The following is a 23791-nucleotide window of genomic DNA, read 5'->3' as shown; positions in this document are numbered from 1 at the left end:
GGTGTCCACGGATGCCGGGCGAGTGTCGGTGGGTGCACATAGCGTGTTCCCCATGAAGCCGTCAATCATCGAAGAGCGAGAGGCCATGGGCCGGCATTTCGACGCGATCGCGGAGGCCGAACGGGACATCGCCGTGGCCTTCGCCCGGCGGGCCGAACGGGTCGAGGAGGCGCGCCGGTTCGGGCAGGCGATCGCCCACCACAAGGCCCGGGTGCCGGGTGCCCGCTGGGATGCCCGCGAGGTGGCCGAGCGGGAGTTCTCCAGCGAGCTGGCCTGCACGATCCGGGTGCCGCAGCGCACGGCGGAGAACCTGGTCGCGGAGTGCCGGGCCCTGGCCGTGGAGCTGCCCGCGACCCGGGCTGCGCTGGCTTCGGGGGAGATCAGCTACCGGCATGCGCAGGTGGTGGTCAATCAGGCGTGGTCGGTGCCGGAGGAAGGGCGCGCGAAATTCGAAGCCGCGGTGCTGAAGTCCGCGGGCACGCTCACCGCGTCGAAGCTGAAGTACAACGCGCGGATTCTGCGGGAGCGGTGGCACCCCGAGACGATCAGGGCCCGGCATCAGAAGTCGGTGAAGGACCGGGCGGTGTTCTTCGAGCCCGAGCCGGACGGCATGGCCTCGCTCACCTTCTACGCGAGTGCGGAGAAGGCGCAGGCCGCCCACGAACGGATCACGCTGATGGCCCTGAGCCTGCAATGCGCCGAGGAAGACCGCACGCTGACCCAGTTGAAGGCGGATGTGTTCGAGGATCTGATCCTGGATGGGGTCACGCCGTCGGGCCTGGGAAAGGGGATCCGGGGTTCGGTGAACATCACGGTCCCGGTGTTCAGCCTCATGGGCCTCAACGACGAACCCGCCCACATGGAGGGTTACGGCCCGATCGACGCGGACACGGCCCGCCGGATCGCTGCCGGCGCGCCGAGCTTCACGCGGCTTCTGGTGCATCCGGAGACCGGGGTGGTGCTCTCAGTGGGCCGGGACAGGTACAAGGTGCCGAAAGACCTCAAGAAGTACTTGCGGGTGCGGGACGAGACGTGCCGGTTTCCCGGCTGCAACCGGTCGGCGGCGCATTCCGACATCGATCATTCGCTCGATTGGCAGTTCAACGGTTTGACCGCGGAGGACAACCTCGCGCACCTGTGTCCGCCGTGCCACGCGCTCAAAAGCGAAACCGGGTGGACCGTGAAACACCTCGAAGATGGTGTCCTCCAGTGGAGGTCACCGAGTGGGCGGGCGTTCATGAGTGAGCCGGCCACGGTCATCCGTGCGGTGGAACCCGAACCTCCGCCGGGGGAGTCCGCGAAGACATCTGTGCCTCAACCCTCGCCGTTCTGACAGTCGCCTTGAGAATCGTTCGAGACCCGGTGCCCGGTTCGCTGGCGTGGCGGCCGGATCAGGCGAGCAGACCGAGGAAGCGTCCGGCGAACCCAGCGCACGCGACCGTCGCGACGAGGAACACGGCCACCCAGATGACACCGGGGATGTGCGTCAGACGCGCCAGCTGGTCGGCGTCGGAGGCGCTGCCGCGGCTCCGTGACCGGGAGCGGTGCAACTCCGCCACGGTGCGCACCGCGCCCAGCAGCAGGAACGCCGTGATCAGCAGGGCGAAGACGCCCTGCACCGGGGGAGAGGCGAACCAGGTGATGCCGAAGATGACGGCCGCCGTGACCAGGACCGACCAGAGCCCGAACCAGTTGCGGATCTGTACCAGCAGCAGTGCCAGGGCAACCAGCAGCAGCCAGAGCAGGCCGATGTCGTAGCCGAGGCTGAGCATCCGTGCAGCGCCGAGCCCCAGGAGAGCGGGCGCCGGATACCCGGCCAGGAGAGTCAGCACCATTCCGGGCCCGCGGGGGCGTCCGCTGCTGACCGTCAGCCCCGAGGTATCCGAGTGCAAACGGATGCCGCCCAGCCGACGCCCGCTCAGCGTCGCCACGACGGCGTGCCCGCCCTCGTGCGCGATCGTGATGACATGGCGCCCGATGCGCCACAGACCCGGCACCAGCACGAGCAGGGCGGCGGCCGCGATGGTCAGCCAGGCCGTGGCCGCCGGCAGCGGTTCGTTGCGTGCGGAGAGTTGCCCCCAGAGTGCGACCAGCCCGTCCATGGTTGTCAGCCTAGGTCACGAAGCGAACCCCCTAAACTTCTCCGTGGGGGGTCATCAAGCAGGCTGATGAGGCTAGTCCCCATATCTCTGGAGACGCCCATGCTCGCGAACCTCATCATCGCCGTCGCAGCCAACCCCGGCCCCTTCGTCGAACCCAACCAGACTGCCGGCGAGTCCGCCCCGGTGCACGCTGCTCTGATCGCGTTGATTCCTCTCACTGGCCTGCTGGTCATCGCGGTCCTGCTCTGGTACCTCGTGCATAGCAGCTACGTCAAATTCCAACGGGCCACACTCATCGCCATTGGCGTGCTCGCCGTCCTCATCGCCGCCAACATCGTGGGCCTCTCCGTCGCCTACAACGCTGAGGTCCGCGGGATCGCCGCAGCGACCGCGCAGGCTGAAGCCGACTACAGGGAATCGGTGATCACGTTTCTCTCAGAGGACTACGGGATCACCGTCGGCGGCAAGGCGGCCGGGGAGCTCATCGCCGGACACAGCGTCACGGTGCTTCACGAGGGCGTGGACACACTGGTTGAAGTCGACGTGGACGGCAGCGACAAAATGGTGGTGTACCTGCCCGATAGACGGACGCTGGCACCGGTCCAGTAGGCCGCGGCAGGGTGGAAACAAAAAAACCCCGGAGAACCGGGGTTTTTTGTTGTGGGCGATACCGGACTCGAACCGATGACCTCTTCCGTGTGAAGGAAGCGCGCTACCAACTGCGCCAATCGCCCATTGTGGTAAAAACTGTGAAAGAACTGCAACCACGAGTCTTGATACTAGCCCAGAGCGGGGACGCGGCGCACATCGAGAGGGCCGCAACACGCCGGGGCGGCTCGGTTTGAAAATGCACGGGAGTATCGGCTAGAGTCTTCAAGCGCGCAGAAATGCGCGCAGTTGCGGATGTGGCGCAGTGGTAGCGCATCACCTTGCCAAGGTGAGGGTCGCGAGTTCGAATCTCGTCATCCGCTCGAATTGGATCGGTCGCAAGTCCGGTTCTTTTTGATATGTACCCTATGTGGTGGGTTGGCCGAGAGGCGAGGCAACGGCCTGCAAAGCCGTGTACACGGGTTCGAATCCCGTATCCACCTCCAGACTTGAGAAAATTCAAGATCTGGGCGATTGGCGCAGCGGTAGCGCGCTTCCCTGACACGGAAGAGGTCACTGGTTCGATCCCAGTATCGCCCACAGATGAACCCCCGGCTCGCCGGGGGTTTTTTCTTTGCCCCTGGACGTCCTGGGGAACACCGGTCGCGCCCGCGTCGATCCTGATCGACGGGCGACCGGCACGAGTTCGCAAGCCGACCGGCAACAGGAAAAGGCCTGGTTAACCTTTGTTTTTTCTGCCTCACCGGGCAGAATCACCGGGGAGGGTGCGGCGGGCGCGGCCGGAATCGGCTAGAGTCTTTCAAGTCAGCGGAAACGCAGACACAGTGCGGATGTGGCGCAGTGGTAGCGCATCACCTTGCCAAGGTGAGGGTCGCGAGTTCGAATCTCGTCATCCGCTCGAATTGAATCGGTCGAAAGGCCGTTTCTTTTTGGTATGGACCCTATGTGGTGGGTTGGCCGAGAGGCGAGGCAACGGCCTGCAAAGCCGTGTACACGGGTTCGAATCCCGTATCCACCTCCAGACTTGGAGAAAATTCAAGATCTGGGCGATTGGCGCAGCGGTAGCGCGCTTCCCTGACACGGAAGAGGTCACTGGTTCGATCCCAGTATCGCCCACAGATAAACCCCCGGCCCGCCGGGGGTTTTTTCATCCCACGATGTTGTTTTCCGCGCGCTGCGCTGGCCCAGGGCGCGATGGTGTCATCCGGACGGGGGATACCGCTCCGGCCGGCCGTGCACCAGTCTCGACGGGGAGGATCGTTCATGGAGTGGTTGGTGCCGTTTGTGCTCCTCGCAGTTTGCGTCCTCGTCGTCACGGCGTGGCTGACGCGAGTGGCCAACTACGCTCCGGTGAGCCTGAGGCCTCCCAGTCGCCGGATCTCGGACGCGCCGGTGCGGCAACGGGTTCCCGCACTGCCCCCGCAGCAGCCGGCCCCCCTCCGCAGCTCCGTCGCCGGCGACCTTCTGTCCAGCCAGGACGGCGACCGCCTCCTCGTCGCTGACATCCGCGGCCTCCCGCCGCTCTATCTGCAGCACCGTGCCGGGGAACTCTGGCTGACCGAATCGACGACCGGCCGGCTCGTCGGTCTCGGCGACCGTAGCCTGGCGGGACTGGGAATCTGGATCATCTGGCTACGCAACATCGACTCCCGCACGATCGTGGCGAGGGAAGGGCTGCTGCACCCCGGGGCGACCGTGCGTCTCCAGCGGGACCCGGGCCCGCTCTGCGGTGCGAACGGCATCTCGGTGCATGCGGCGACCGGCCGGCGGGTGGGCTGCGTCAGCCCGCTGATCGCAGCCAGGCTCACCCGCGTACTCGATGCAGGCACCACGCTCCAGGCGGTGGCGGTCGCGTCCACCCCCAGCCCGCCGCAAGCGGGCCCGCCGAAAGCCGGCCTGGACTGATCAAGGTTCTGGCCGCGTCCCCGGACACCCTCGCCCACCTGTCCCGCCGGCTGCCCTGACCCGCGGGAGGAGGGACCGGGCCACGTGCGCCGCTAAAGTTGGAGGGGTTCGCACAATATTGAGGAGTTATACACGTGGTTGACGGCTTTGAGCTTTTCACCGACCGGTCCGTTGTCGCAATGCGCGTCAATGGCGAGCTCAAGGATCTCGCCACCACGGTGACTCCGACGGATGCCGTCGAACCGGTGACGATCGGCTCGCCCGATGGCCTCAGCATCCTGCGCCATTCGGCCGCCCACGTGCTCGCGCAGGCCGTGCAGACCGTGAATCCCGCCGCGCGCCTGGGCATCGGCCCGCCCGTGACCGACGGTTTCTACTACGACTTCGACGTGGCCGAGGCGTTCACCCCGGACGACATCAAGGCCCTCGAGAAAGCCATGGACCGCATCATCCGCCAGGGGCAGCGGTTCGTGCGCCGGGTGGTGACCGACGACCAGGCCAGGGAAGAACTCGCCGCGGAGCCGTACAAGCTCGAACTGATCGGGCTCAAGGGCGGTGCGGCCGAGAGCGCCGACAACGAGTCGGTCGAGGTCGGCGGCGCCGAACTCACCATCTACGACAACGTGGACCCCAAGACCGGGGAGACCCTCTGGAAGGACCTCTGCCGCGGCCCGCACCTGCCGAACACTCGCATGATCGGCAACGGGTATTCCCTGACCCGCCTCGCGGCCGCCTACTGGCGCGGCTCCGAGAAGAACCCGCAGCTGCAGCGCATCTACGGCACCGCCTGGCCCACCAAGGACGAACTGCGCGCCTACCAGGCCCGCCAGGAAGAGGCCGCCAAGCGCGACCACCGCAAGCTCGGCGCCGAACTCGACCTGTTCAGCTTTCCCGAGGAGATCGGCTCCGGCCTGCCCGTGTTCCACCCCCGTGGCGGCATCATCCGCCAGGAGATGGAGGACTACTCCCGCAAGCGCCACACCGAAGCCGGCTACGACTTCGTGTACACGCCGCACATCACCAAGTCGAACCTGTTCGAGACCTCGGGGCACCTGGACTGGTACGCCGACGGCATGTTCCCGCCGATGAAACTCGACGCGGAATACGACGCCGACGGTCACATGACCCGCCAGGGCGTCGACTACTACCTCAAGCCGATGAACTGCCCGTTCCACAACCTGATCTTCCGTTCCAGCGGCCGCAGCTACCGCGACCTGCCGATGCGCCTGTTCGAATTCGGCTCGGTCTACCGCTACGAGAAGTCCGGCGTCGTGCACGGGCTCACCCGCGTGCGCGGCATGACCCAGGACGACGCCCACATCTACACGACCCGCGACGGCATGAAGGAGGAGCTCACCTCCACGCTCAACTTCGTGCTGAAGCTGCTCGCCGACTACGGGCTCGAGGACTACTACCTGGAGCTCTCCACGAAAGACCCGAAGAAGTTCGTGGGCAGCGACGAGGCGTGGGCCGAAGCGACCGAGACCCTGCGTGAGGTCGCCGAAGCATCCGGTCTCGACCTCGTCGCCGACCCGGGCGGGGCGGCGTTCTACGGGCCGAAGATCTCGGTGCAGGCGCGCGACGCGATCGGCCGCACCTGGCAGATGTCCACCATCCAGCTGGACTTCAACCTGCCCGAGCGTTTCGACCTCGAGTACACCGCGCCCGACGGCTCGCGTCAGCGCCCGGTCATGATCCACCGAGCCCTGTTCGGGTCGATCGAACGCTTCTTCGCGGTGCTCACCGAGCACTACGCCGGGGCATTCCCGGTCTGGCTGTCCCCGGTGCAGGTCGTCGGCATCCCGGTGTCCGAGCAGTACGGTCCCTACCTCGACGAGATCGTGGGCCGGCTGAAAGCCGCCGGGGTGCGCGCCCAGGTCGACCACTCCGACGACCGGATGCAGAAGAAGATCCGCAACCACACCAAGGCCAAGGTGCCGTTCCAGCTGATCGTCGGCGAGGACGACCGGAACAACGAAGCGGTCAGCTTCCGCTTCCGCGACGGCACACAGGAGAACGGGGTGCCCGTGGACGACGCCATCCGCCGCATCGTCGCCTCGATCGAGACGCGCGCCCAGGTCACGACGCAGGGCCAGGCCTGAGATGAACCGTGACGCCGGGGGGTTCGAGGGAACCGAACAGTCGTCCGACTTCGCAGCCGTGCCGGATGCGTTCCAGCGGCTGTGGACTCCGCACCGCCTCGTCTACATCCAGGACGGCCAGCAGCCGCACGCCGACGACTGCCCGTTCTGCCTGGCGCCGGAGATGGACGACGAGAAGGCCCTGATCGTTGCCCGCGGTCGTTATGCCTACGTCCTGCTCAACCTGTTCCCGTACAACAGCGGTCACCTGCTGGTATGTCCGTACCGGCATATTGCGACGTATGACGAGGCGTCGCCGGAGGAGGTCGCCGAGATTGGTAGCCTGACCCAGATCGCCATGGGCGTGCTCAAGGCGGTCTCGCACTGCGACGGCTTCAACATCGGTATGAACCAGGGCCGAATCGCGGGGGCGGGCATCGCCGGCCACCTGCACCAGCACATCGTCCCGCGGTGGGCGCTCGACTCGAACTTCTTCCCGATCATCGCCGGAACTAAGGCCATTCCCCGACTTCTGGGCGATGTTCGCCGCGAAGTGGCCGAGGGCTGGCCGCAGAGCACGAACTAGCGCAGAGCACGAACTAGCGCAGAGCACGAACGAGCAACACTTTCCCGCCCGGCCCCTGCCGGGCGGAACCCATCCAGTGCAAGGAATAGAATTACAGCCATGACTGAAACCACACCCGCCGAGCAGTTTGGGTCGAGCCGCGTCAAGCGCGGACTCGCCGACATGATGAAGGGCGGCGTCATCATGGACGTCGTCAACGCCGAGCAGGCGCGCATCGCAGAGGACGCCGGCGCTGTCGCCGTCATGGCCCTCGAGCGTGTGCCGGCCGACATCCGTTCCCAGGGCGGCGTCGCCCGCATGAGCGACCCCGACCTGATCGACAGCATCATCGCCGAGGTCTCCATCCCGGTCATGGCCAAGGCGCGCATCGGCCACTTCGTCGAAGCGCAGATTCTGCAGGCCCTGAACGTCGACTACATCGACGAGTCCGAGGTGCTGAGCCCCGCCGACTACGTCAACCACATCGACAAGTGGAACTTCACGGTTCCCTTCGTCTGTGGTGCGACGAACCTGGGTGAGGCGCTGCGCCGCATCACCGAGGGCGCGGCCATGATCCGGTCCAAGGGCGAGGCCGGCACCGGCGACGTCTCCGAGGCCATGAAGCACATCCGCACCATCAAGGGCGAGATCGGCCGCCTGTCGTCGCTGAGCAAGGACGAGCTGTACGTCGCCGCCAAGGAACTGCAGGCCCCGTACGAGCTCGTCGCCGAGATCGCCGCCACCGGCAAGCTCCCCGTCGTGCTGTTCGTCGCCGGCGGCGTGGCCACCCCGGCTGACGCGGCCATGATGATGCAGATGGGCGCGGACGGCGTGTTCGTCGGCTCCGGCATCTTCAAGTCGGGCAACCCGCAGGCCCGCGCGAACGCCATCGTCAAGGCCGTCACGTTCTACGACGACGCCAGCGTCATCGCCGCCGTCTCCCGCGGTCTCGGCGAAGCCATGGTCGGCATCAACGTGTCCGATCTGGCCGCACCGCACCGCCTCTCTGAGCGCGGCTGGTAGTCACTCGTCCGTGAGCGTTGGAGTTCTCGCCCTTCAGGGTGATTTTCGGGAGCATGCCGAGGTTCTCCGGTCCCTCGGCGCCGACGTCGAACTCGTTCGCCGCCCGGAGGAACTGGCCCGCGTCAGCGGGCTGGTGATCCCGGGCGGCGAGTCCAGCGTGATGGACAAACTGGCCAGGGCGTTCGGCCTGGCCGAACCGCTGGCCGCCTTCGTCCGGAGCGGGCTGCCCGTCTACGGCACCTGCGCCGGCCTGATCATGCTCGCCGACACCGTCATCGACGGGATCGCCGGCCAGGAGAGCATCGGCGGTCTCGACATCGCCGTGCGCCGAAACGCCTTCGGTTCCCAGACTCTCTCGTTCGAGACCGACCTCGACGTGCCTGTCCTCGGCGACGCTCCCGTGCACGCCGTGTTCATCCGGGCCCCGGTCGTGGAGACCGTGGGCCCCAGGGCCCGGGCGCTGGCCACTCTCGCCGACGGCCGGTGTGTCGCCGTCGAGCAGGACAACCTGCTCGGCACGTCTTTCCACCCCGAGATCACCGGGGAGAACCGTTTTCACGAGTACTTCCTGGGCAAGGTGGCCGCGGCCGGTTTTCGCGGCTAGGGTCCGTACATGACCCGGTCGGTTGCTTTCCTGCGCGGCATCAACGTCAACGGCATCAACATCAGGATGGCGGCCCTGCAGTCCGTCTTCCGGGAACTCGGATACACCGGGATCAGCACGGTGCTTGCCAGCGGCAACGTTCTGTTCACGACGAGTGAGACGGATGCGGCGGCCACGAAGGCGCGGATCGAGCGGGCGCTCTCCGACACCTTCGGCTACCGGGCCTGGATCATCCTCGTCGACGTCGAGTGGCTCGACCGGGTCGTGCGGGCGTTCCCGTTCGACGCGGACCGCGAGGGGTGGCATCCCTACGTCGTGCTCGGGTCAGACCGGTCCGTGCTGGACGAGCTCCTCGGCGCGGCCGGCGACGCGGACCCCGACACGGAACAGATCAGGTCAGGCGCCGACGTGTTGTACTGGCAGGTTCTGCGGTCGGTGGGCGTGGGCAGCCCGTTCAGCAAGCTGAGCGGCAAGGCCCGGTACCGGGCGAGCACGACCACGCGCAACCTGCGTACGCTGCAGAAAATCCTGGACCAGCCCCCGGGCGCGTGAAGCCTGCTCCGCCGGACACCGCGGGTTAGAATGTGGGGTACCTCAGGGTGCGACGACCAGAGAGCCAAGCGAGACAACGGGAGATTCATGTCCGGACATTCCAAGTGGGCGACAACGAAGCACCAGAAGGCGGTCACCGACTCTCGTCGGGCCAAGGCGTTCGCCAAGTTGATCAAGAACATCGAAGTGGCTGCCCGCATGGGCGGCGCCGACTTGTCGGGAAACCCGACGCTGGTGGACGCGATCCAGAAGGCCAAGAAGACCTCCGTCCCGAACGACAACATCGACCGCGCCGTCAAGCGTGGTGCAGGCCTGTCCGGTGAGGTCGTCGACTACACGACCATCATGTACGAGGGCTACGCCGCGCACGGCGTCGCCATCATGATCGAGTGTCTGACCGACAACAAGAACCGGGCCGCCGCCGAGGTGCGCACGACCGTCTCCCGCAACGGCGGCAACATGGCCGATCCCGGCAGCGTGGCCTACAACTTCAACCGCAAGGGCATCGTCGTGGTGCCCAAGGGTGACAACGTCACCGAAGACGACGTGCTCGCGGCCGTGCTCGACGCCGGTGCCGAAGAGGTCGTCGACGACGGCGACAAGTTCGAGGTCTTCAGCGAGGCCCATGACCTCGTCGCCACCCGCACGGCGCTGCAGACCGCCGGAATCGACTACGACTCCGCCGACATCGCATTCGTGCCCCAGCTCAAGATCGAGGTCGACGCCGAAACCGCCCGCAAGGTCTTCAAACTGATCGACGCGCTCGAAGAGCTCGACGACGTGCAGAACATCTACAGCAACTACGACGTGTCGCCCGAGGTCATCGCGGAGCTTCAGGCCGAAGCCGAGTAGAGGCCGTGTCAGTCCGGGTCCTGGGCATCGATCCCGGGCTGACCCGTTGCGGCGTGGGCGTGGTCGACGTGAACCCCAACCGCACCGCGACCCTCGTCGACGTGGCCGTGCTCCGCAGCGCGGCGGACCTGCCGCTCGAGCAGAGGCTCCTGCTGATCAGCCGGGGTCTCGAGGAGATGCTCGACCGGCACCAGCCCGAATTCGTGGCGATCGAGCGGGTGTTCGCCCAGAACAACGTGAGCTCCGTCATGGGCACGGCGCAGATCAGCGGGGTCGCCCTCCTCCTCGCGGCTCAGCGCGGGCTGACCGTCACCCTGCACACCCCCAGCGAGGTCAAGGCCGCGATCACCGGTTACGGGTCCGCCGACAAGGCGCAGGTCGGCACGATGGTCGCCCGGGTGCTCGGCCTGGCCGAAGTGCCCAGGCCGGCGGATGCCGCGGACGCGCTGGCCATTGCGATCTGCCACGCCTGGCGCACCGGCGCATCCGGTGGCACCCTGCCGACCGGCGCCGCCGTCCCGGTCGGAACGCTGACCCCGGCCCAGAAGGCATGGCGCGCCGCCGAACGCGGCTCCGTGTCGCCGGTGACCCGTAGTGTTAAGCGGTGATTGCATCCGTACGTGGCCTCGTCCTGTCTGCCCTGGGTTCGACGGCCGTGATCGAGGTCGGGGGAGTGGGGCTGGCCCTGCAGGTCACCCCCGCGACCGCGCTGACGCTGCGGGTCGGCACCGAGGCCCGCCTCTCCACCACGCTGATCGTGCGCGAAGACTCACTCACGCTCTACGGGTTTCCGGCCACGGACGAACTCGAGGTGTTCGAGCTGCTGGTCGGGGTGACCGGCGTCGGACCGAAATCGGCCCTCGGTGTGCTCGCCGTGCTCAGCCCGAACCGGATCGCACAGGCGGTCGCCTCCGAGGATGACGCCGCTTTCCGCAAGGTCAGCGGCATCGGCCCCAAGACCGCCAAGTTGATCGTGCTCTCCCTGGCCGGCAAGGTCTTCGTCTCGGCCGCCGCCGCCACCGCCGCGGCTCGCCCGGCCCCCACGAGCGCGTCCGCGAACGTGCAGGCCGCCCTGATCGGCCTGGGCTGGTCTGAGCGGGTGGCCGCTCAGGCGGTCGAGGAGACCCTCGCCGACACGGCCGATCCCGAGCAGGTCGGGGTGGCCAGTCTCCTCCGGCTGGTCCTGGCCCGGCTCGGCCCGGCCCAGCAGGCTTCGGAGCGCCGCTCATGACACCCGAACCGCGCCTGGCCGGCGACCCCGGGGTCGAGCTGACCAATCCCGTTCTGGAAGGCGACGCGGAACTCGCGTTCGAAGGCGCCCTCCGGCCCCGGAGCCTGGCGGAGTTCGTCGGCCAGCAGAAGGTGCGCAGCCAGCTGCAGCTGCTGTTGACGGCGGCGACCATGCAGGCCCGCACGCCGGACCACATCCTGCTGGCCGGCCCGCCCGGGCTGGGCAAGACCACCCTGGCCATGATCATCGCGTACGAGGGCAACCGGCCGCTGAGGATGTCCAGCGGCCCGGCCATCCAGCACGCGGGTGATCTGGCCGCCGTGCTCTCCTCACTGATCCCCGGCGAGGTGCTCTTCATCGACGAGATCCACCGGATGGCCCGCTCGGCCGAGGAAATGCTCTACCTCGCGATGGAGGACTTCCGGATCGACATCATGGTGGGCAAGGGTGCCGGCGCCACCTCGGTGCCGCTCGAGCTCGCCCCGTTCACGCTGGTGGGCGCCACGACCCGGTCCGGGCTGCTGCCCAACCCACTGCGCGACCGGTTCGGGTTCACCGCCCACCTCGAGTTCTACGCGGACCACGAGCTCGAGGAGGTGCTGGCGCGTGCCGCCGCACTGCTCGACTTCAGGATCGACCGGGAGGCCCTCGCCGAAATCGCCGGTCGGTGCCGCGGCACGCCGAGAATCGCCAACCGGCTGCTCCGGCGGGTGCGCGACTACGCCCTGGTGCACGGGGGGGACGCCGACCTGGCCGCCGTCCACGCGGCCCTGGAACTCTACGACGTGGACGCGATCGGGCTCGATCGGCTCGACCGGGAAGTGATGCGCATCATCCTGACCCGTTTTGGGGGTGGGCCGGTTGGCCTGAACACACTGGCGGTGTCCGTGGGGGAAGAGTCGGAGACCATCGAGGCTGTCGTGGAGCCGTTCCTGGTGCGGATAGGCTTCCTCACGCGCACCCCGCGCGGGCGCGTGGCGACCCCCGCAGCGTGGCGGCACTTCGGTCTCGTCAACCCGCAGGACGGCGCTCCGAAGGTCCCATAACCTCGATGACCTATAATTCGAGTTGGTTCGTAAGGAATCAGACGCACAAGCTTCGGCCATCGCGCCGCAATCGGAAGGTTTCACAGTTTTATGGATCCGTTGACTCTTGTCATGCTCGTCGTTCTCGCGGCGCTCGTTTTCTTCATGTTCCGCAACAGCCGCAAGCGCCAGAAGGACCAGGCCGCGCTGCAGGCCCAGATGGTTGCCGGCGCGGAGGTCATGACCAACTTCGGGATGTACGGAACCATTCTCTCGATCGACGAGGAAGCGAACAAGGTCGCCCTTGAAATCGCACCGGGAACGGTCGTGCAGCTGCACCGCCAGACCATCGCCCGTGTGATCGAGCCGACCGTGGCCGAGTCCGAGGACGCACCCGTTGCCGAAATCGGCCAGGACACCGCCGGCGTCATGAACGAACCCGAGTTCGGTCAGCGAGTCGCTGATGCAGACACCGACGAAGAGCCCAAAAAGGGCGATGCGTAACCAATCCCTCTCACATGCCCGCGCCGTGACGGCGCGGGCATGAGCACAGAAAGCTGAGTTCACAGGTGGCAAAGTCGTCTCCGGCCAAAAAGGCCTGGCGTTCCCTCACGTGGCTGGGGGTGATCATCGTCGGTCTGATCGCTCTCAACACCGCCGGCGTCCTCACCGGCGGCGGTTCCTGGACGCCCAAGCTGGCCCTCGACCTCGAGGGTGGCACGCAGATCATCCTCGCGCCGAAACTCGAATCCGGTCAATCAGTTTCGCAGGAACAGCTGAACAATGCCGTGTCGATCATCCGGCAGCGCGTTGACGCGTCCGGCGTCTCCGAAGCGGAGATCAACACGCAGGGCGGCCAGAACATCGTCGTCTCGATCCCGGGCATCCCCGACGACGCCACCATCAACCGGATCGAGTCCTCAGCGAAACTCGAATTCCGCCCCGTCCTTCTGGCCGACGCCCCGTCGGCGGCCAGCGTGGGCGCGGACGGCGCGGCGACCCCGGCCCCGAGCGTCGACCCCGACCTGTCGAGCACGCCGACCGCGGTACCCACCGACGCCAGCGACCCGAGCTGGATCACCCCGGCGCTCCAGGCCCAGTACGACGCCTTCGACTGCACGAAGCTCGACACCAGCAACGTCGCCCCGGCGGACAAGCCACTCGTCACCTGTGAGACCGACGGCTCGGTCAAATACATCCTCGGCCCGGTCGAGGTCAGCGGCGAGAACGTCTCGGACGCCACCAGCGGCCAGGAGACGAACCAGAGCGGCGCGACCACCGGCCAGTGGGTCGTCAACATGAAGTTCGACAAGACCGGGACCAAGGCGTTCGCCGACGTCAGCACCCGGTTGAACGGCCTCGAGGGCGTGCGCAACCAGTTCGCCATCGTTCTCGACGGCCAGGTCATCTCCGCGCCCCGCACGAACGCGGCGATCACTGACGGAAACGCGCAGATCAGCGGAAACTTCACCAAGGAATCGTCCAAGACGCTCGCCGACCAGCTCAAGTTCGGCGCCCTGCCGATCAGCTTCACGGTGCAGAGCCAGGACACCATTTCCGCGACGCTCGGCTCCTCCCAGCTCCTCGGCGGTCTCATCGCCGGTCTGATCGGACTGATCCTGGTCGTGATCTACTCGCTGATCCAGTACCGGTTGCTCGGGGTGGTGACGATCGCTTCCCTGACCGTCGCGGCCCTGATCACGTACCTGATCATCACGACCCTGTCCTGGCGGGAGGGTTACCGACTGTCCCTCGCCGGGGTGGCCGGGTTGATCGTTGCCATCGGAATCACCGCCGACTCCTTCATCGTCTACTTCGAGCGCGTGCGCGACGAGCTGCGGGACGGTCGCGGACTCGAGTCGGCCGTCGAGGCCGGCTGGAAGCGCGCTCTGCGCACCATCCTCGCCTCGGACGGCGTGAACTTCCTCGCCGCCGGCGTGCTCTTCATCGTGGCGGTCGGCAACGTCAAGGGCTTCGCCCTGACCCTCGGCCTCACCACGATCGTCGACGTCGTCGTCGTCATCCTGTTCACCCACCCGATGCTCCAACTGCTGGCGCAGACCCGGTTTTTCAACGAGGGTCACCGCTTCAGCGGACTCGACCCCCGGGCGCTCGGTGCCACCTACCGCGGCCGTGCCAAGTTCCAGCCGTCCACGCAGGTCGCAACAGGCAAACTGTCGTCGGCCAGTAAAGAAGCCGCCAAACGTCAAACCATCGCCGAACGCAAGGCGCAGGACCTCGTCGGTTCCAGCACCGATCGCTTCTCGAACGGGAAGGAATCCTAATGGCCAGCTTCTCCCAGTTCGGCAATGACCTGCACACCGGCAAGCGATCGTTCAACATCATCGGCCGGCGCAACACGTGGTATCTCGTCGCATCCGTCATGCTCCTGATCGCCCTGGTCGTCCCGCAGCTCCGCGGCGGGTTCGTCTTCGGCATCGAGTTCACCGGCGGATCCGAGTTCGTGGTGTCAGACCTGCCGAAGCAGGACCAGGCCACGGCGTCTGACGCCGTCAACGCCGTGGTGCCCTCCGCGGTCCCCAAGGTGTCCAACGTGGGCAACAGCGGCATCCGGGTGCAGACCGACCAGCTCAGCGCCCAGGACAGCCGCGATGTGCGCACCGCCCTGGCCGACGCCTACTCGGTTCCGAAAGACCAGGTCACCGCGTCCTTCATCGGCCCGTCCTGGGGTGCCGACATCACCGGCCAGGCTCTGCGCGGGTTGGCGATCTTCCTCGTCCTCGCCGGGATCGGCATGGCCCTGTACTTCCGCACCTGGAAGATGGCCCTGGCTGCCATGGTCGCGCTCCTGCACGACCTCGTCATCACCGCCGGGTTCTACGGCATCACCGGGTTCGAGATCACCCCCGCCGCCGTGATCGGCTTCCTGACCATCCTCGGCTACTCGCTGTACGACACCGTCGTGGTGTTCGACAAGATCCGCGAGAACACCGCTGAGGACGTCACGGATTCGCGCCGCACATTCGGAGAATCGGTCAACCTCGCCGTCAACCAGACCCTGGTGCGTTCGATCAACACCTCCGTCGTGGCGGTGCTCCCGGTCGGATCGATCCTGTTCATCGGTGCCCTCGTGCTCGGCGCCGGCACCCTGCGGGACATCTCGCTGGCGCTCCTGATCGGAATCATCGCCGGGGCATACTCGACGATCTTCATCGCGTCGCCGCTGTACGCCCAGCTGCGGTCCAGCGAGCCGGATATCCGCAAACGGGACCTGAAGGTTCTCTCCCTTCGGGCCAAGGCCGACGCGACGACGACAAAATCCGCGGAGAAGATCACCGCCTAGGCCGGGAGTCGGTCCCCACCTGGCGCCGGTGGTATCAGGCCCGGGTGGCGAACAGCCATAATTGTTGTGAGGGATGGAGGTGACGGATGACCGATCTGACGTCTCCTCCTGCCTCCCCGGCTCCGGTTCCGCCCGCCTCGCTCCGGCGCCTCGTGCCGCGCATCTTTTCGCGGGCTCAGCCGGTCGGAGCTGTCGACACCCTCTTGAAGACCGTGCGGATGCACCACCCGAAGGTCGACCTGTCGATCATCGAACGCGCGTACACCACGGCGGAACGGGCTCACGAAGGGCAATTCCGGCGCAGCGGTGAGCCGTACATCACCCACCCGGTCGCGGTGTCGCAGATCCTCGCCGACCTCGGCATCGGCCCCAAGACGGTGGCCGCCGCGCTCCTGCACGACACCGTGGAGGACACCGAGTACACCCTCGATCAGCTGCGGAGCGATTTCGGCGACGAGATCACCATGCTCGTCGACGGGGTGACGAAGCTCGACAAGGTCAAGTACGGCGACAGCACGCAGGCCGAGACCGTGCGCAAAATGATCGTGGCGATGTCGAAAGACATCCGGGTGCTGATCATCAAGCTCGCGGACCGGCTGCACAACGCCCGCACCTGGGGCTTCGTGCCGGCGGAGTCAGCCGTGCGTAAAGCCACCGAGACCCTTGAGATCTATGCCCCGCTCGCGCACCGGCTGGGCATCCAGACCATCAAGTGGGAACTGGAAGACCTCTCGTTCGCGGTGCTCTACCCCAAGCTCTACGCAGAGATCGACAGCCTGGTCAAGCAGCGCACCCCTCAGCGCGAGGAATTCGTTCAGCACGTCATCGACTCCATCGTCGACGACCTCAAGGCGGCCCGGATTCGCGGCAAGGTGGCCGGCCGGCCCAAGCAGTACTACTCGATCTACCAGAAGATGGTCGTGCGCGGGCGCGAGTTCGACGAGATCTACGACCTGGTCGGCATCCGCGTGCTGGTCAATTCCGTGCGCGACTGCTACGCGGTGCTCGGGGCGATCCACGCGCGCTGGACCCCGCTGCCCGGCCGGTTCAAGGATTACATCGCCACCCCCAAATTCAATCTCTACCAGTCGCTGCACACCACCGTCCTCGGGCCGAGCGGGCGCGCGGTGGAAATCCAGATCCGCACCCAGGAGATGCACCAGCGCGCGGAATTCGGCGTGGCCTCGCACTGGAAGTACAAGGAGCAGACCACCGGCAAGACCTCCGGGCCGGGCCCGCAGAGCGACACCGACATGGCCTGGCTGGCGCACATCTCTGACTGGCAGGCCGAGACGGCAGACCCGGGGGAGTTCCTCGATTCGCTCCGGTACGAAATCGGTGCCAAAGAGGTCTACGTCTTCACACCCAAGGGCCGCGTCATCGGCCTGCCGGCCGATGCGACCCCGGTCGACTTTGCCTACGCCGTGCACACCGAGGTCGGCCACCGCACGATGGGTGCCAAGGTCAACGGGCGTCTCGTGCCTCTCGAGAGCCCGCTGATCACCGGCGACGTCGTGGAGGTCTTCACCTCCAAGAATCCGGACTCCGGGCCCAGCAAAGACTGGCTCAACTTCGTCAAGAGCCCACGGGCGCGCAACAAGATCCGCCAGTGGTTCACCAAGGAGCGCCGGGACGAGGCGATCGAACAGGGCCGCGACGCCATCGCCCGCGCCATGCGCAAGCAGAACCTGCCGCTGCAGAAGCTGATGAACCAGGACTCCTTCGCCGAGGTGGCCGCGGTGATGAAGTACGAGGACGTCTCCGCCCTCTACGCCGCCGTCGGCGAGGGTCACGTGTCCACCCAGTCCGTGTTGGAGAAGGTCGTCGCCACGCTGCAAAGCGTCGAGGAGAGCGATGCCACCGATCTCCCGTTCGCACCGAACGGGCGCACGCAGACGCTCCGGAACAGCGATTCCGGCATCCTGGTGCGTGGAGCCCCGGACATCCTGGTCAAACTCGCCCGCTGTTGCACCCCGGTCCCGGGCGACAAGGTCGTCGGATTCATCACCCGCGGCGCCGGCGTCTCGGTGCACCAGGCAACCTGCCGCAACGTTCAGTCCCTGCTCAAGGAACCTGAGCGCATGATCGACGTGGACTGGGCGCCGACCTCCAAGAGCCTCTTCCTGGTTCAGATCCAGATCGAGGCCCTGGACCGCTCCGGACTCCTGTCGGACGTGACCCGGGTGCTGTCCGAGCACCACGTCAACATCCTCTCCGCCACGGTTCACACCTCGACCGACCGCTTGGCGATCAGCCGGTTCGTTTTCGAGATGGGGGATACCACCCACCTCGACCGGGTGCTCAACGCCGTGCGGCGCATCGACGCCGTGTACGACGTCTACCGCGTCAACGACGGCTAAACCGGCAGCGTCGGCTGAACCGACAACGTAGGCTCAGCCGGCAGGGTGTCCAGTAGGACCTGCGCCTCGTCGAGGCGGGCCAGGGCCTGGGCCTTGTACGGCACGTTGGGGCCGGCGCAGAGCCGGCGGGCCGGATCGGCGCTGCTGTGGCCGGCGAATCGCAGGAGCGCGGCGATCAGTGGCGGCAGGGCGCACGCCCGCAGCGAATCCCCATCGGCATCCGGGTCCAGGTTCCACCGCGCCAGGTCCACGACGGTCCGGAGGGGGCGAGTGACCCGCAGGCCGGAAATCGTCTGCACCTGGTCCGGGCTGCAGCTGACCTCGCGGATCCGCAGCCTCGGTGAGGGAGCCAGATGCATCCGGGCGGCCGTGTGGACGCAGAACTGGTGCTGTCGCGGCTCCGGGGTGAGGCCGTAGATCCACGCGGCGGTCAGCCGCTCCGCGATCGCCCGTGGAGACACGAGGAGGCCCGCCGCGCGAGCCCGGCTCGGGGCGTCGCCCGGCTCGTCGACCGGGCACCAGAAATCGCCCAGCTTGAACACCTCCCCGTCGAGGCGCGCGCAGCACAGTTCAGCGAGTGGAAGGTCCCGGGCGGAAAGCACCGGCTGCAATCTGAAGCTCATCGGACCAGCGTGCGGTCCGGTCGCGGGCCGGATACAAGAAGAACGGGGATCTGTGGACAGATCCCCGTTCTCACTTCTGTTGACGAACCCGGTTCGAGCCGGGGCGCGTTACTGGCCGATGGCCTTCAACCACGCCTTGCGGGTCTCCAGGGCCTCGGTCGCCTCGGCGATCGCGCGAGCGTCCTTGCTGTCCTGGGCCGTCGCGAGCTCGGCCTCGAGCTTGGCGATGGCGTCGTGCAACTGACCGGCCATGCCCTCGGCACGTGCCTTGGTCTCCGGGTTGTTGCGCTTCCAGTGGTCGTCGTCGAGCTTGCGAACGGCGGCCTCGACCTTGCGCATGCGGTCTTCGACCAGCTTGACGGAGTCGCGCGGAACCTTGCCGATCGCATCCCACCGGCGCTGGATCGCGCTGAGGGTCGTGCGGGCCTTCGTGCGGTCCGTTTCGGTCAGGAGCAGTTCGGCTTCGGTGAGCAATTCGAGCTTCTGCTCCAGGTTTCCGGCGAACTCCTCGTTGTCCTGCGCGTCGATTTCCGACTTCACGGAGTACAACACGTCACCGGCGGCCTTGAACTTCGCCCACATGGCGTCATCCTGCTTTTTGCCGCTGCGGCCGGCCAGCTTCCACTCGTCGAGAAGGTTGCGGTAGGCCGGGATGCCGTCCGCGCCCTTCGGCGCGAGGGCTTCGGCCTGCTCGATCAGGTGCTGCTTGCGGTTGCGGACGTCCTTGTGGGCGCTGTCCAACTCGGCGAAGAACGCCTTGCGGTTCTGTTCGATCGTGGTGCGGGCGGCCCGGAATCGCTTCCACAGGTCGTTGGCCTCACCCTTGGGGATGCGGGGGGCGTCGTGCTGGTGAGCCTGCCACTTGGCGAAGAGCGCCTCGAGGGCAGCACTGGTCTGCTTCCACTGCGTCTTGGCCGGGTCTTCGGCCGCGAGGGCCTCTGCTTCGGCGACGATGGCGGCGCGCTCGGCGATGGCGGCGACAGCAGCGGCCTTCGACTCGGCGCTCTGCTGCTCCGTGAGCTCGCTCACGGCGCCGCCCAGGGCGCCCAGGCGGGCTGCCAGTGCGGCCAGGTTGCCGACCGCGTTGGCGTTGGCTACCGTCTCGGTCAGGTGAGCGACGGACTTCGCGATGTCGGCCGCGGGCGCGCCACCCTTTGCACGCTGTTCCAGGAGCGTGACCTGTCCGTTGAGTTCAACGTATTTGCGTTCGAAGTAGGCCAGCGCCTCTTCCGGCGTCGCGTCGGGATACTGTCCCACGGCGCGTTCACCTGTCGCTTCGCGCACGTAAACCGTGCCGGATTCGTCTACGCGACCCCATGGTTGCTGATCTGTCGTAGTCAAGAGCCTCACCTTAATGATGTCGTCGGGCGCTCACGAGGGAGCCGATACTGCGTCTAGAGCCAATACTGCGTCAAGCCTATTGCAAGCCCGCGCATGGTTTAGGTGATTCTACTGAACTGATACCTGTGTGATCGTCGTCGGCACCGCGGGAGCGCCGTCCGCGGAGCCGCCGGTGACGCCGGCATCCGTGATCTGCGCCTTGATCTGGTCAAGTCCGCCGGTGACCTTGCCCAGCACCGTGTAGCCGCCGACCGCGTCGGCGGGGATGGTGGTGTCGTCGTAGACGATGAAGAACTGGCTGCCCATGCTGTAGGCGTTGCCGCCCTGTCGGGCCATGGCGAGGGTGCCGGCCGGGTACACGTTGTCCGCGGGGGCGTTCTCGACCGGGCCATAGCTGTAACCGGGCCCGCCGGCACCGGTGCCTTCGGGGTCGCCGCACTGCAGCACGAAGAATCCGCCGGTGGTCAGACGGTGACAGGTCAGGTCCTGGTAGAACCCCGAATTGATCAGACTGATCGTGGACGACACGGCCTGCGGTGCGGCGGCGCCGTCCAGTTCGATCTCCAGTGGAATGCCGTTCAGGGCCATCGTGCCGGTCCAGGTGCGGCCCTCGGCCAGGGTCGTGGGCGGGACATCGCCCGAGTTCGCGCCGGCCGGCGCCGTCTCACTCGCCGACGGGGTCGGGGTGGCCGGCGTGGAGGGCGCGACCTTCCCGGAGCCGCCGCTGAAGAAGGCCAACTGCGCGCCCACGGCGAGGGCGAGCACGGCCGTCACCGCTATACCGGCAAAGATGTTGTCCCGCAACCGACGCTTCTGCTGGTGCTCGTGCACCGCCCGCCGGGCCTGGAAGGCACGAACCCGCACACGCGCCTCGCGGGATTCGCGGTCTTGTTTCTTGTTCACTACCACGTCGTATCCTCCAGGGGGCCGCGCACGGCCAGATCACGCAGGGACGGCCCGGCGCGATTGACGCCCGAACCACGTTGAACTCTACGCAACCGAGTGAATCCAGACAAACAGGGTCGCGGGCCCGTCGCCCGGCACTGTTCGCCCGGTCACCGGCACAAACTACGCTGGACCTATGGCTGATGTTCAACCGGGACTACGCAGCGGTGCCACACCGCTCGCCGTGCGGATGCGCCCGAAGAGTCTCGACGAGGTCGCCGGCCAGAAGCACCTGCTGACTCCCGGCTCGCCGCTGGTGAGCCTGGCGAGCGACAAGACGGGGGAGCAGGGCGCCGTCTCCGTCATCCTCTGGGGCCCGCCCGGCACAGGCAAGACCACGCTCGCCCAGGCCATCGCACACAGCTCCGGTCGTCGGTTCGTGGAGTTGTCCGCTGTCTCGGCCGGCGTGCGTGACGTGCGCCAGGTGATGGAGGAGGCGCGCACGAGTCGTGACCTCTACGGGCTCTCCACGGTACTTTTCCTGGACGAGATCCACCGTTTCAGCAAGGCCCAGCAGGATGCCCTGCTCCCGGGTGTGGAGAACGGGATCATCATCCTGGTGGCCGCGACCACCGAGAACCCGTCGTTCTCGGTCATCTCTCCGCTGCTGTCACGGTCCCTGCTCCTGACCCTCGAGACCCTCAGCGACGACGACCTCGGCATCGTCGTCGACCGTGCCGTGGTCGAGCCGCGCGGTCTGGCGGACCGGTTCGTTCTCGACCCCGAGGCCCGGGCGGCGATCATCCGGCTCGCGTCGGGGGACGCCCGCCGGGCGCTCACGGCGCTGGAGGCCGCATCCGTGTCGGCGGCGTCGGCGGTCAGGCCGGCGGAATCCGAACCGGGAGCGGACGAGCGGCCGGTCATCACCACCGAGATCGTCGCCCTCGCCGTGGACCGGGCGTTGCTTCGCTACGACCGCAACGGCGACGAGCACTACGACGTGATCAGCGCGTTCATCAAGTCTGTTCGAGGATCCGACGTCGACGCGTCCCTGCACTACCTCGCGCGCATGATCGAGTCCGGCGAAGACCCGCGATTCATCTGCCGCCGCATCATCGTCCTGGCCTCGGAAGACATCGGCATGGCCGATCCGCAGTCCCTCCTGATCGCCATCGCCGCCGCGGACGCCGTGCAGTACATCGGCATGCCGGAGGGTCGCATCCCACTGGCCCAGGCGGTCGTGCACCTGGCCACGGCGCCGAAATCCAACGCCTCTTATATGGCGTTGGACAAGGCCATCGCGGATGTTCGCGCCGGCAAGACGGGCCGCGTCCCCAAACATTTGCGCGACGCCCACTATTCCGGCGCCAAACGGCTCGGTCACGGCCGGGGCTACCGGTACCCCCACGACGACGTCCTCGGCGTGCTGGCCCAGCAGTACCCGCCGGACGAGATCGCCGACGCTCGCTACTACGAACCCACCGAGCACGGCAACGAGCGCGAGGTCTCGGCCCGGCTCGCCAAGCTCCGCAAGATCATCCGCGCCCGCTAGCAGCCCGCAGCCCTCCTCCTCCCTCGTGCCTCCTCCCTCGTGCCTCCTCCCTCGTTCCTCGTGCCTCGTGCCTCCTCCCTCGTGCCTCCTCCAGCCTCCAGCCCCCAGCCCCTCGCCCTCGCCCCGCTCCGCTGTGCCCCGCCCGATGAACGAATTCGACGGAGATTTTGGCCAAACCGGCCCGAAACAGTCGGTATGAGCCGTTTTAGAGCAGAATCTCCGTCGAATTGGTTCGGGCGGGGTCGGGCGGAGGGGGCGGGCAACGGAGTGGGCAGCGGGGCCGATGTGGTAGCCTGAACGGGCCTACAACTGGAACGGCATGCGGCTGCGTCCGTCTCCAGATTTGGATGGGTTTCGCTCTGTAGCCGGGCGTCCCGTGGCAACCACCCCTCTGAACTCCCATGACGCCGGTCTGTGCTTTTGCACACCAGGCTCGCGCCCTGGTTTCCCCTGTTTGCAGTTCCATCGAAAGGACACCGTGTCTACCAAGTCACGCACCCGCAGTAAGACCCGCCTGTCGCGGGCCCTGGGCATCGCCCTGACCCCGAAGGCCGCCCGCTACCTCGAGAAGCGTCCGTACGCACCGGGGGAGCACGGTCGCACCAAGCGCAAGACCGACTCCGACTACGCCGTTCGTCTTCGCGAAAAGCAGCGCTTACGCGCCCAGTACGGCATCCGCGAGGCTCAGCTCAAGATCGCCTTCGAGGAAGCTCGCCGCGCCCAGGGACTGACCGGTGAGAACCTCGTCGAGATTCTCGAGACCCGTCTCGACGCTCTTCTCGTGCGTTCGGCCATCGCCCGCACCACCGCCCAGGCCCGTCAGATGATCGTGCACCGTCACATCCTCATCGACGGCCAGCTGGTTGACCGGCCCTCCTTCCGCGTGAAGCCGGGTCAGCTCATCCACGTCAAGCCCAAGAGCGAGGGCATGGAGCCGTTCCAGGTTGCAGCCGCCGGCGGTCACGTCGACGTTCTCCCGAAGCTCCCGCCGTACCTCGAGGTCGAGATCGACAAGCTGCAGGCCCGCCTCGTGCGCCGCCCCAAGCGCATCGAAATCCCGGTGACCTGTGAAGTCCAGCTCGTCGTCGAGTACTACGCGGCCCGCTAGGTTTTTTTACCTGCGCCGCCGTCAGGCAGCGCTTCTGAACTACGCTGGAGAGCGGATCACCCTTGGGGT

The 23791-nt window shown here is 66.9% G+C and carries 22 protein-coding genes and 7 tRNA genes; 24 read left to right on the top strand and 5 right to left on the bottom strand.

The window, feature by feature from the left end:
- Positions 1 to 52 precede the first annotated feature (52 nt).
- Complete coding sequence (locus E3O49_RS03405) at positions 53 to 1333, top strand: HNH endonuclease signature motif containing protein (protein WP_134403140.1); 1281 nt, start codon at positions 53 to 55, stop codon at positions 1331 to 1333.
- A 58-nt stretch (positions 1334 to 1391) separates the two neighbouring features.
- Here E3O49_RS03405 and E3O49_RS03400 read toward each other — a convergent pair whose 3' ends face one another.
- A complete protein-coding gene (locus E3O49_RS03400) occupies positions 1392 to 2102 on the bottom strand; it encodes a M50 family metallopeptidase (RefSeq protein ID WP_134366729.1) in 711 nt (236 codons plus the stop codon).
- 99 nt (positions 2103 to 2201) lie between these two features.
- Here E3O49_RS03400 and E3O49_RS03395 point away from each other — a divergent pair, with 99 nt between their 5' ends.
- Positions 2202 to 2711 (top strand): hypothetical protein, encoded by a 510-nt coding sequence (locus E3O49_RS03395; RefSeq protein ID WP_134366728.1) that lies wholly within the window; start codon positions 2202 to 2204, stop codon positions 2709 to 2711.
- A 52-nt stretch (positions 2712 to 2763) separates the two neighbouring features.
- Here the strand turns inward: E3O49_RS03395 and E3O49_RS03390 are convergent.
- Positions 2764 to 2836, bottom strand: a tRNA-Val gene (locus tag E3O49_RS03390).
- Positions 2837 to 3001: 165 nt separating this feature from the next.
- On the opposite strand from E3O49_RS03390, the gene E3O49_RS03385 reads away from it, so the two are divergent.
- The 20 genes from E3O49_RS03385 (at position 3002) to E3O49_RS03290 (ending at position 18213) form a co-directional block, all read left to right on the top strand.
- Positions 3002 to 3073, top strand: a tRNA-Gly gene (locus E3O49_RS03385).
- Between the two features lie 49 nt (positions 3074 to 3122).
- Positions 3123 to 3196 (top strand) — tRNA-Cys (locus E3O49_RS03380).
- 22 nt (positions 3197 to 3218) lie between these two features.
- Positions 3219 to 3290: transfer RNA gene (locus tag E3O49_RS03375), tRNA-Val, on the top strand.
- A 247-nt stretch (positions 3291 to 3537) separates the two neighbouring features.
- Positions 3538 to 3609: transfer RNA gene (locus E3O49_RS03370), tRNA-Gly, on the top strand.
- Positions 3610 to 3658: 49 nt separating this feature from the next.
- A tRNA-Cys gene (locus E3O49_RS03365) sits at positions 3659 to 3732 on the top strand.
- A 23-nt stretch (positions 3733 to 3755) separates the two neighbouring features.
- Positions 3756 to 3827: transfer RNA gene (locus E3O49_RS03360), tRNA-Val, on the top strand.
- 147 nt (positions 3828 to 3974) lie between these two features.
- On the top strand, positions 3975 to 4616 hold the full coding sequence (locus E3O49_RS03355) for a hypothetical protein (protein ID WP_134404292.1): 642 nt from the start codon (positions 3975 to 3977) through the stop codon (positions 4614 to 4616).
- Positions 4617 to 4795: 179 nt separating this feature from the next.
- Positions 4796 to 6718: a threonine--tRNA ligase gene (gene thrS / locus E3O49_RS03350; RefSeq protein ID WP_241976173.1), complete on the top strand. Its 1923-nt coding sequence runs from the start codon at positions 4796 to 4798 to the stop codon at positions 6716 to 6718.
- Between the two features lies 1 nt (position 6719).
- Positions 6720 to 7283 carry an HIT family protein gene (locus tag E3O49_RS03345; RefSeq protein ID WP_134366725.1) on the top strand — a complete coding sequence of 188 codons (564 nt, stop codon included), beginning with the start codon at positions 6720 to 6722 and terminating at the stop codon, positions 7281 to 7283.
- Between the two features lie 99 nt (positions 7284 to 7382).
- Complete coding sequence (gene pdxS, locus E3O49_RS03340; protein ID WP_134366724.1) at positions 7383 to 8285, top strand: pyridoxal 5'-phosphate synthase lyase subunit PdxS; 903 nt, start codon at positions 7383 to 7385, stop codon at positions 8283 to 8285.
- A gap of 10 nt (positions 8286 to 8295) precedes the next feature.
- Entirely contained in the window at positions 8296 to 8889 is a 594-nt protein-coding gene (gene pdxT / locus E3O49_RS03335) for a pyridoxal 5'-phosphate synthase glutaminase subunit PdxT (RefSeq protein WP_241976143.1), read from the top strand.
- 9 nt (positions 8890 to 8898) lie between these two features.
- Positions 8899 to 9441, top strand: a complete 543-nt coding sequence (locus E3O49_RS03330; protein ID WP_134366722.1) for a DUF1697 domain-containing protein — start codon at positions 8899 to 8901, stop codon at positions 9439 to 9441.
- Positions 9442 to 9528: 87 nt separating this feature from the next.
- Positions 9529 to 10293 carry a YebC/PmpR family DNA-binding transcriptional regulator gene (locus E3O49_RS03325; protein ID WP_134366721.1) on the top strand — a complete coding sequence of 255 codons (765 nt, stop codon included), beginning with the start codon at positions 9529 to 9531 and terminating at the stop codon, positions 10291 to 10293.
- 5 nt (positions 10294 to 10298) lie between these two features.
- Complete coding sequence (gene ruvC, locus E3O49_RS03320; protein WP_134366720.1) at positions 10299 to 10901, top strand: crossover junction endodeoxyribonuclease RuvC; 603 nt, start codon at positions 10299 to 10301, stop codon at positions 10899 to 10901.
- Positions 10898 to 11524 carry a Holliday junction branch migration protein RuvA gene (gene ruvA / locus E3O49_RS03315; RefSeq protein WP_134366719.1) on the top strand — a complete coding sequence of 209 codons (627 nt, stop codon included), beginning with the start codon at positions 10898 to 10900 and terminating at the stop codon, positions 11522 to 11524. The genes ruvC and ruvA overlap by 4 nt, the downstream gene beginning before the upstream one ends.
- Positions 11521 to 12570 (top strand): Holliday junction branch migration DNA helicase RuvB, encoded by a 1050-nt coding sequence (gene ruvB / locus E3O49_RS03310; protein WP_134366718.1) that lies wholly within the window; start codon positions 11521 to 11523, stop codon positions 12568 to 12570. The genes ruvA and ruvB overlap by 4 nt, the downstream gene beginning before the upstream one ends.
- A 111-nt stretch (positions 12571 to 12681) precedes the next feature.
- On the top strand, positions 12682 to 13053 hold the full coding sequence (gene yajC, locus E3O49_RS03305) for a preprotein translocase subunit YajC (RefSeq protein ID WP_241976141.1): 372 nt from the start codon (positions 12682 to 12684) through the stop codon (positions 13051 to 13053).
- A gap of 65 nt (positions 13054 to 13118) precedes the next feature.
- On the top strand, positions 13119 to 14834 hold the full coding sequence (gene secD / locus E3O49_RS03300; protein WP_134366716.1) for a protein translocase subunit SecD: 1716 nt from the start codon (positions 13119 to 13121) through the stop codon (positions 14832 to 14834).
- Positions 14834 to 15853, top strand: coding sequence for a protein translocase subunit SecF (gene secF / locus E3O49_RS03295; protein WP_134366715.1), 1020 nt, complete (start codon positions 14834 to 14836; stop codon positions 15851 to 15853). Before secD ends, secF begins: the two co-directional genes overlap by 1 nt.
- Before the next feature lie 86 nt (positions 15854 to 15939).
- Positions 15940 to 18213, top strand: a complete 2274-nt coding sequence (locus tag E3O49_RS03290) for a RelA/SpoT family protein (RefSeq protein WP_134366714.1) — start codon at positions 15940 to 15942, stop codon at positions 18211 to 18213.
- On the opposite strand, the gene E3O49_RS03285 is transcribed toward E3O49_RS03290, so the two are convergent.
- The 3 genes from E3O49_RS03285 to E3O49_RS03275 all read right to left on the bottom strand — a co-directional run bounded on the left by E3O49_RS03285 (position 18210) and on the right by E3O49_RS03275 (position 21080).
- Positions 18210 to 18836 (bottom strand): hypothetical protein, encoded by a 627-nt coding sequence (locus E3O49_RS03285; protein ID WP_134366713.1) that lies wholly within the window; start codon positions 18834 to 18836, stop codon positions 18210 to 18212. The two genes, E3O49_RS03290 and E3O49_RS03285, sit on opposite strands and share 4 nt — an antisense overlap.
- 108 nt (positions 18837 to 18944) lie before the next feature.
- A complete protein-coding gene (locus tag E3O49_RS03280; protein WP_134366712.1) occupies positions 18945 to 20177 on the bottom strand; it encodes a DUF349 domain-containing protein in 1233 nt (410 codons plus the stop codon).
- A gap of 108 nt (positions 20178 to 20285) precedes the next feature.
- Positions 20286 to 21080, bottom strand: a complete 795-nt coding sequence (locus tag E3O49_RS03275) for a peptidylprolyl isomerase (RefSeq protein WP_420898179.1) — start codon at positions 21078 to 21080, stop codon at positions 20286 to 20288.
- Between the two features lie 178 nt (positions 21081 to 21258).
- On the opposite strand from E3O49_RS03275, the gene E3O49_RS03270 reads away from it, so the two are divergent.
- Entirely contained in the window at positions 21259 to 22614 is a 1356-nt protein-coding gene (locus E3O49_RS03270) for a replication-associated recombination protein A (RefSeq protein WP_134366710.1), read from the top strand.
- Between the two features lie 478 nt (positions 22615 to 23092).
- Positions 23093 to 23722, top strand: a complete 630-nt coding sequence (gene rpsD / locus E3O49_RS03260) for a 30S ribosomal protein S4 (RefSeq protein WP_134366709.1) — start codon at positions 23093 to 23095, stop codon at positions 23720 to 23722.
- The last annotated feature ends 69 nt before the right edge of the window (positions 23723 to 23791 follow it).

The sequence above is a fragment of the Cryobacterium shii genome, assembly GCF_004402595.1.
GTDB classification, from domain to species: Bacteria; Actinomycetota; Actinomycetes; order Actinomycetales; family Microbacteriaceae; genus Cryobacterium; species Cryobacterium shii.
Note: the sequence above shows the minus strand (reverse complement) of the source record. Positions and strands in the feature narration are given on the sequence as shown.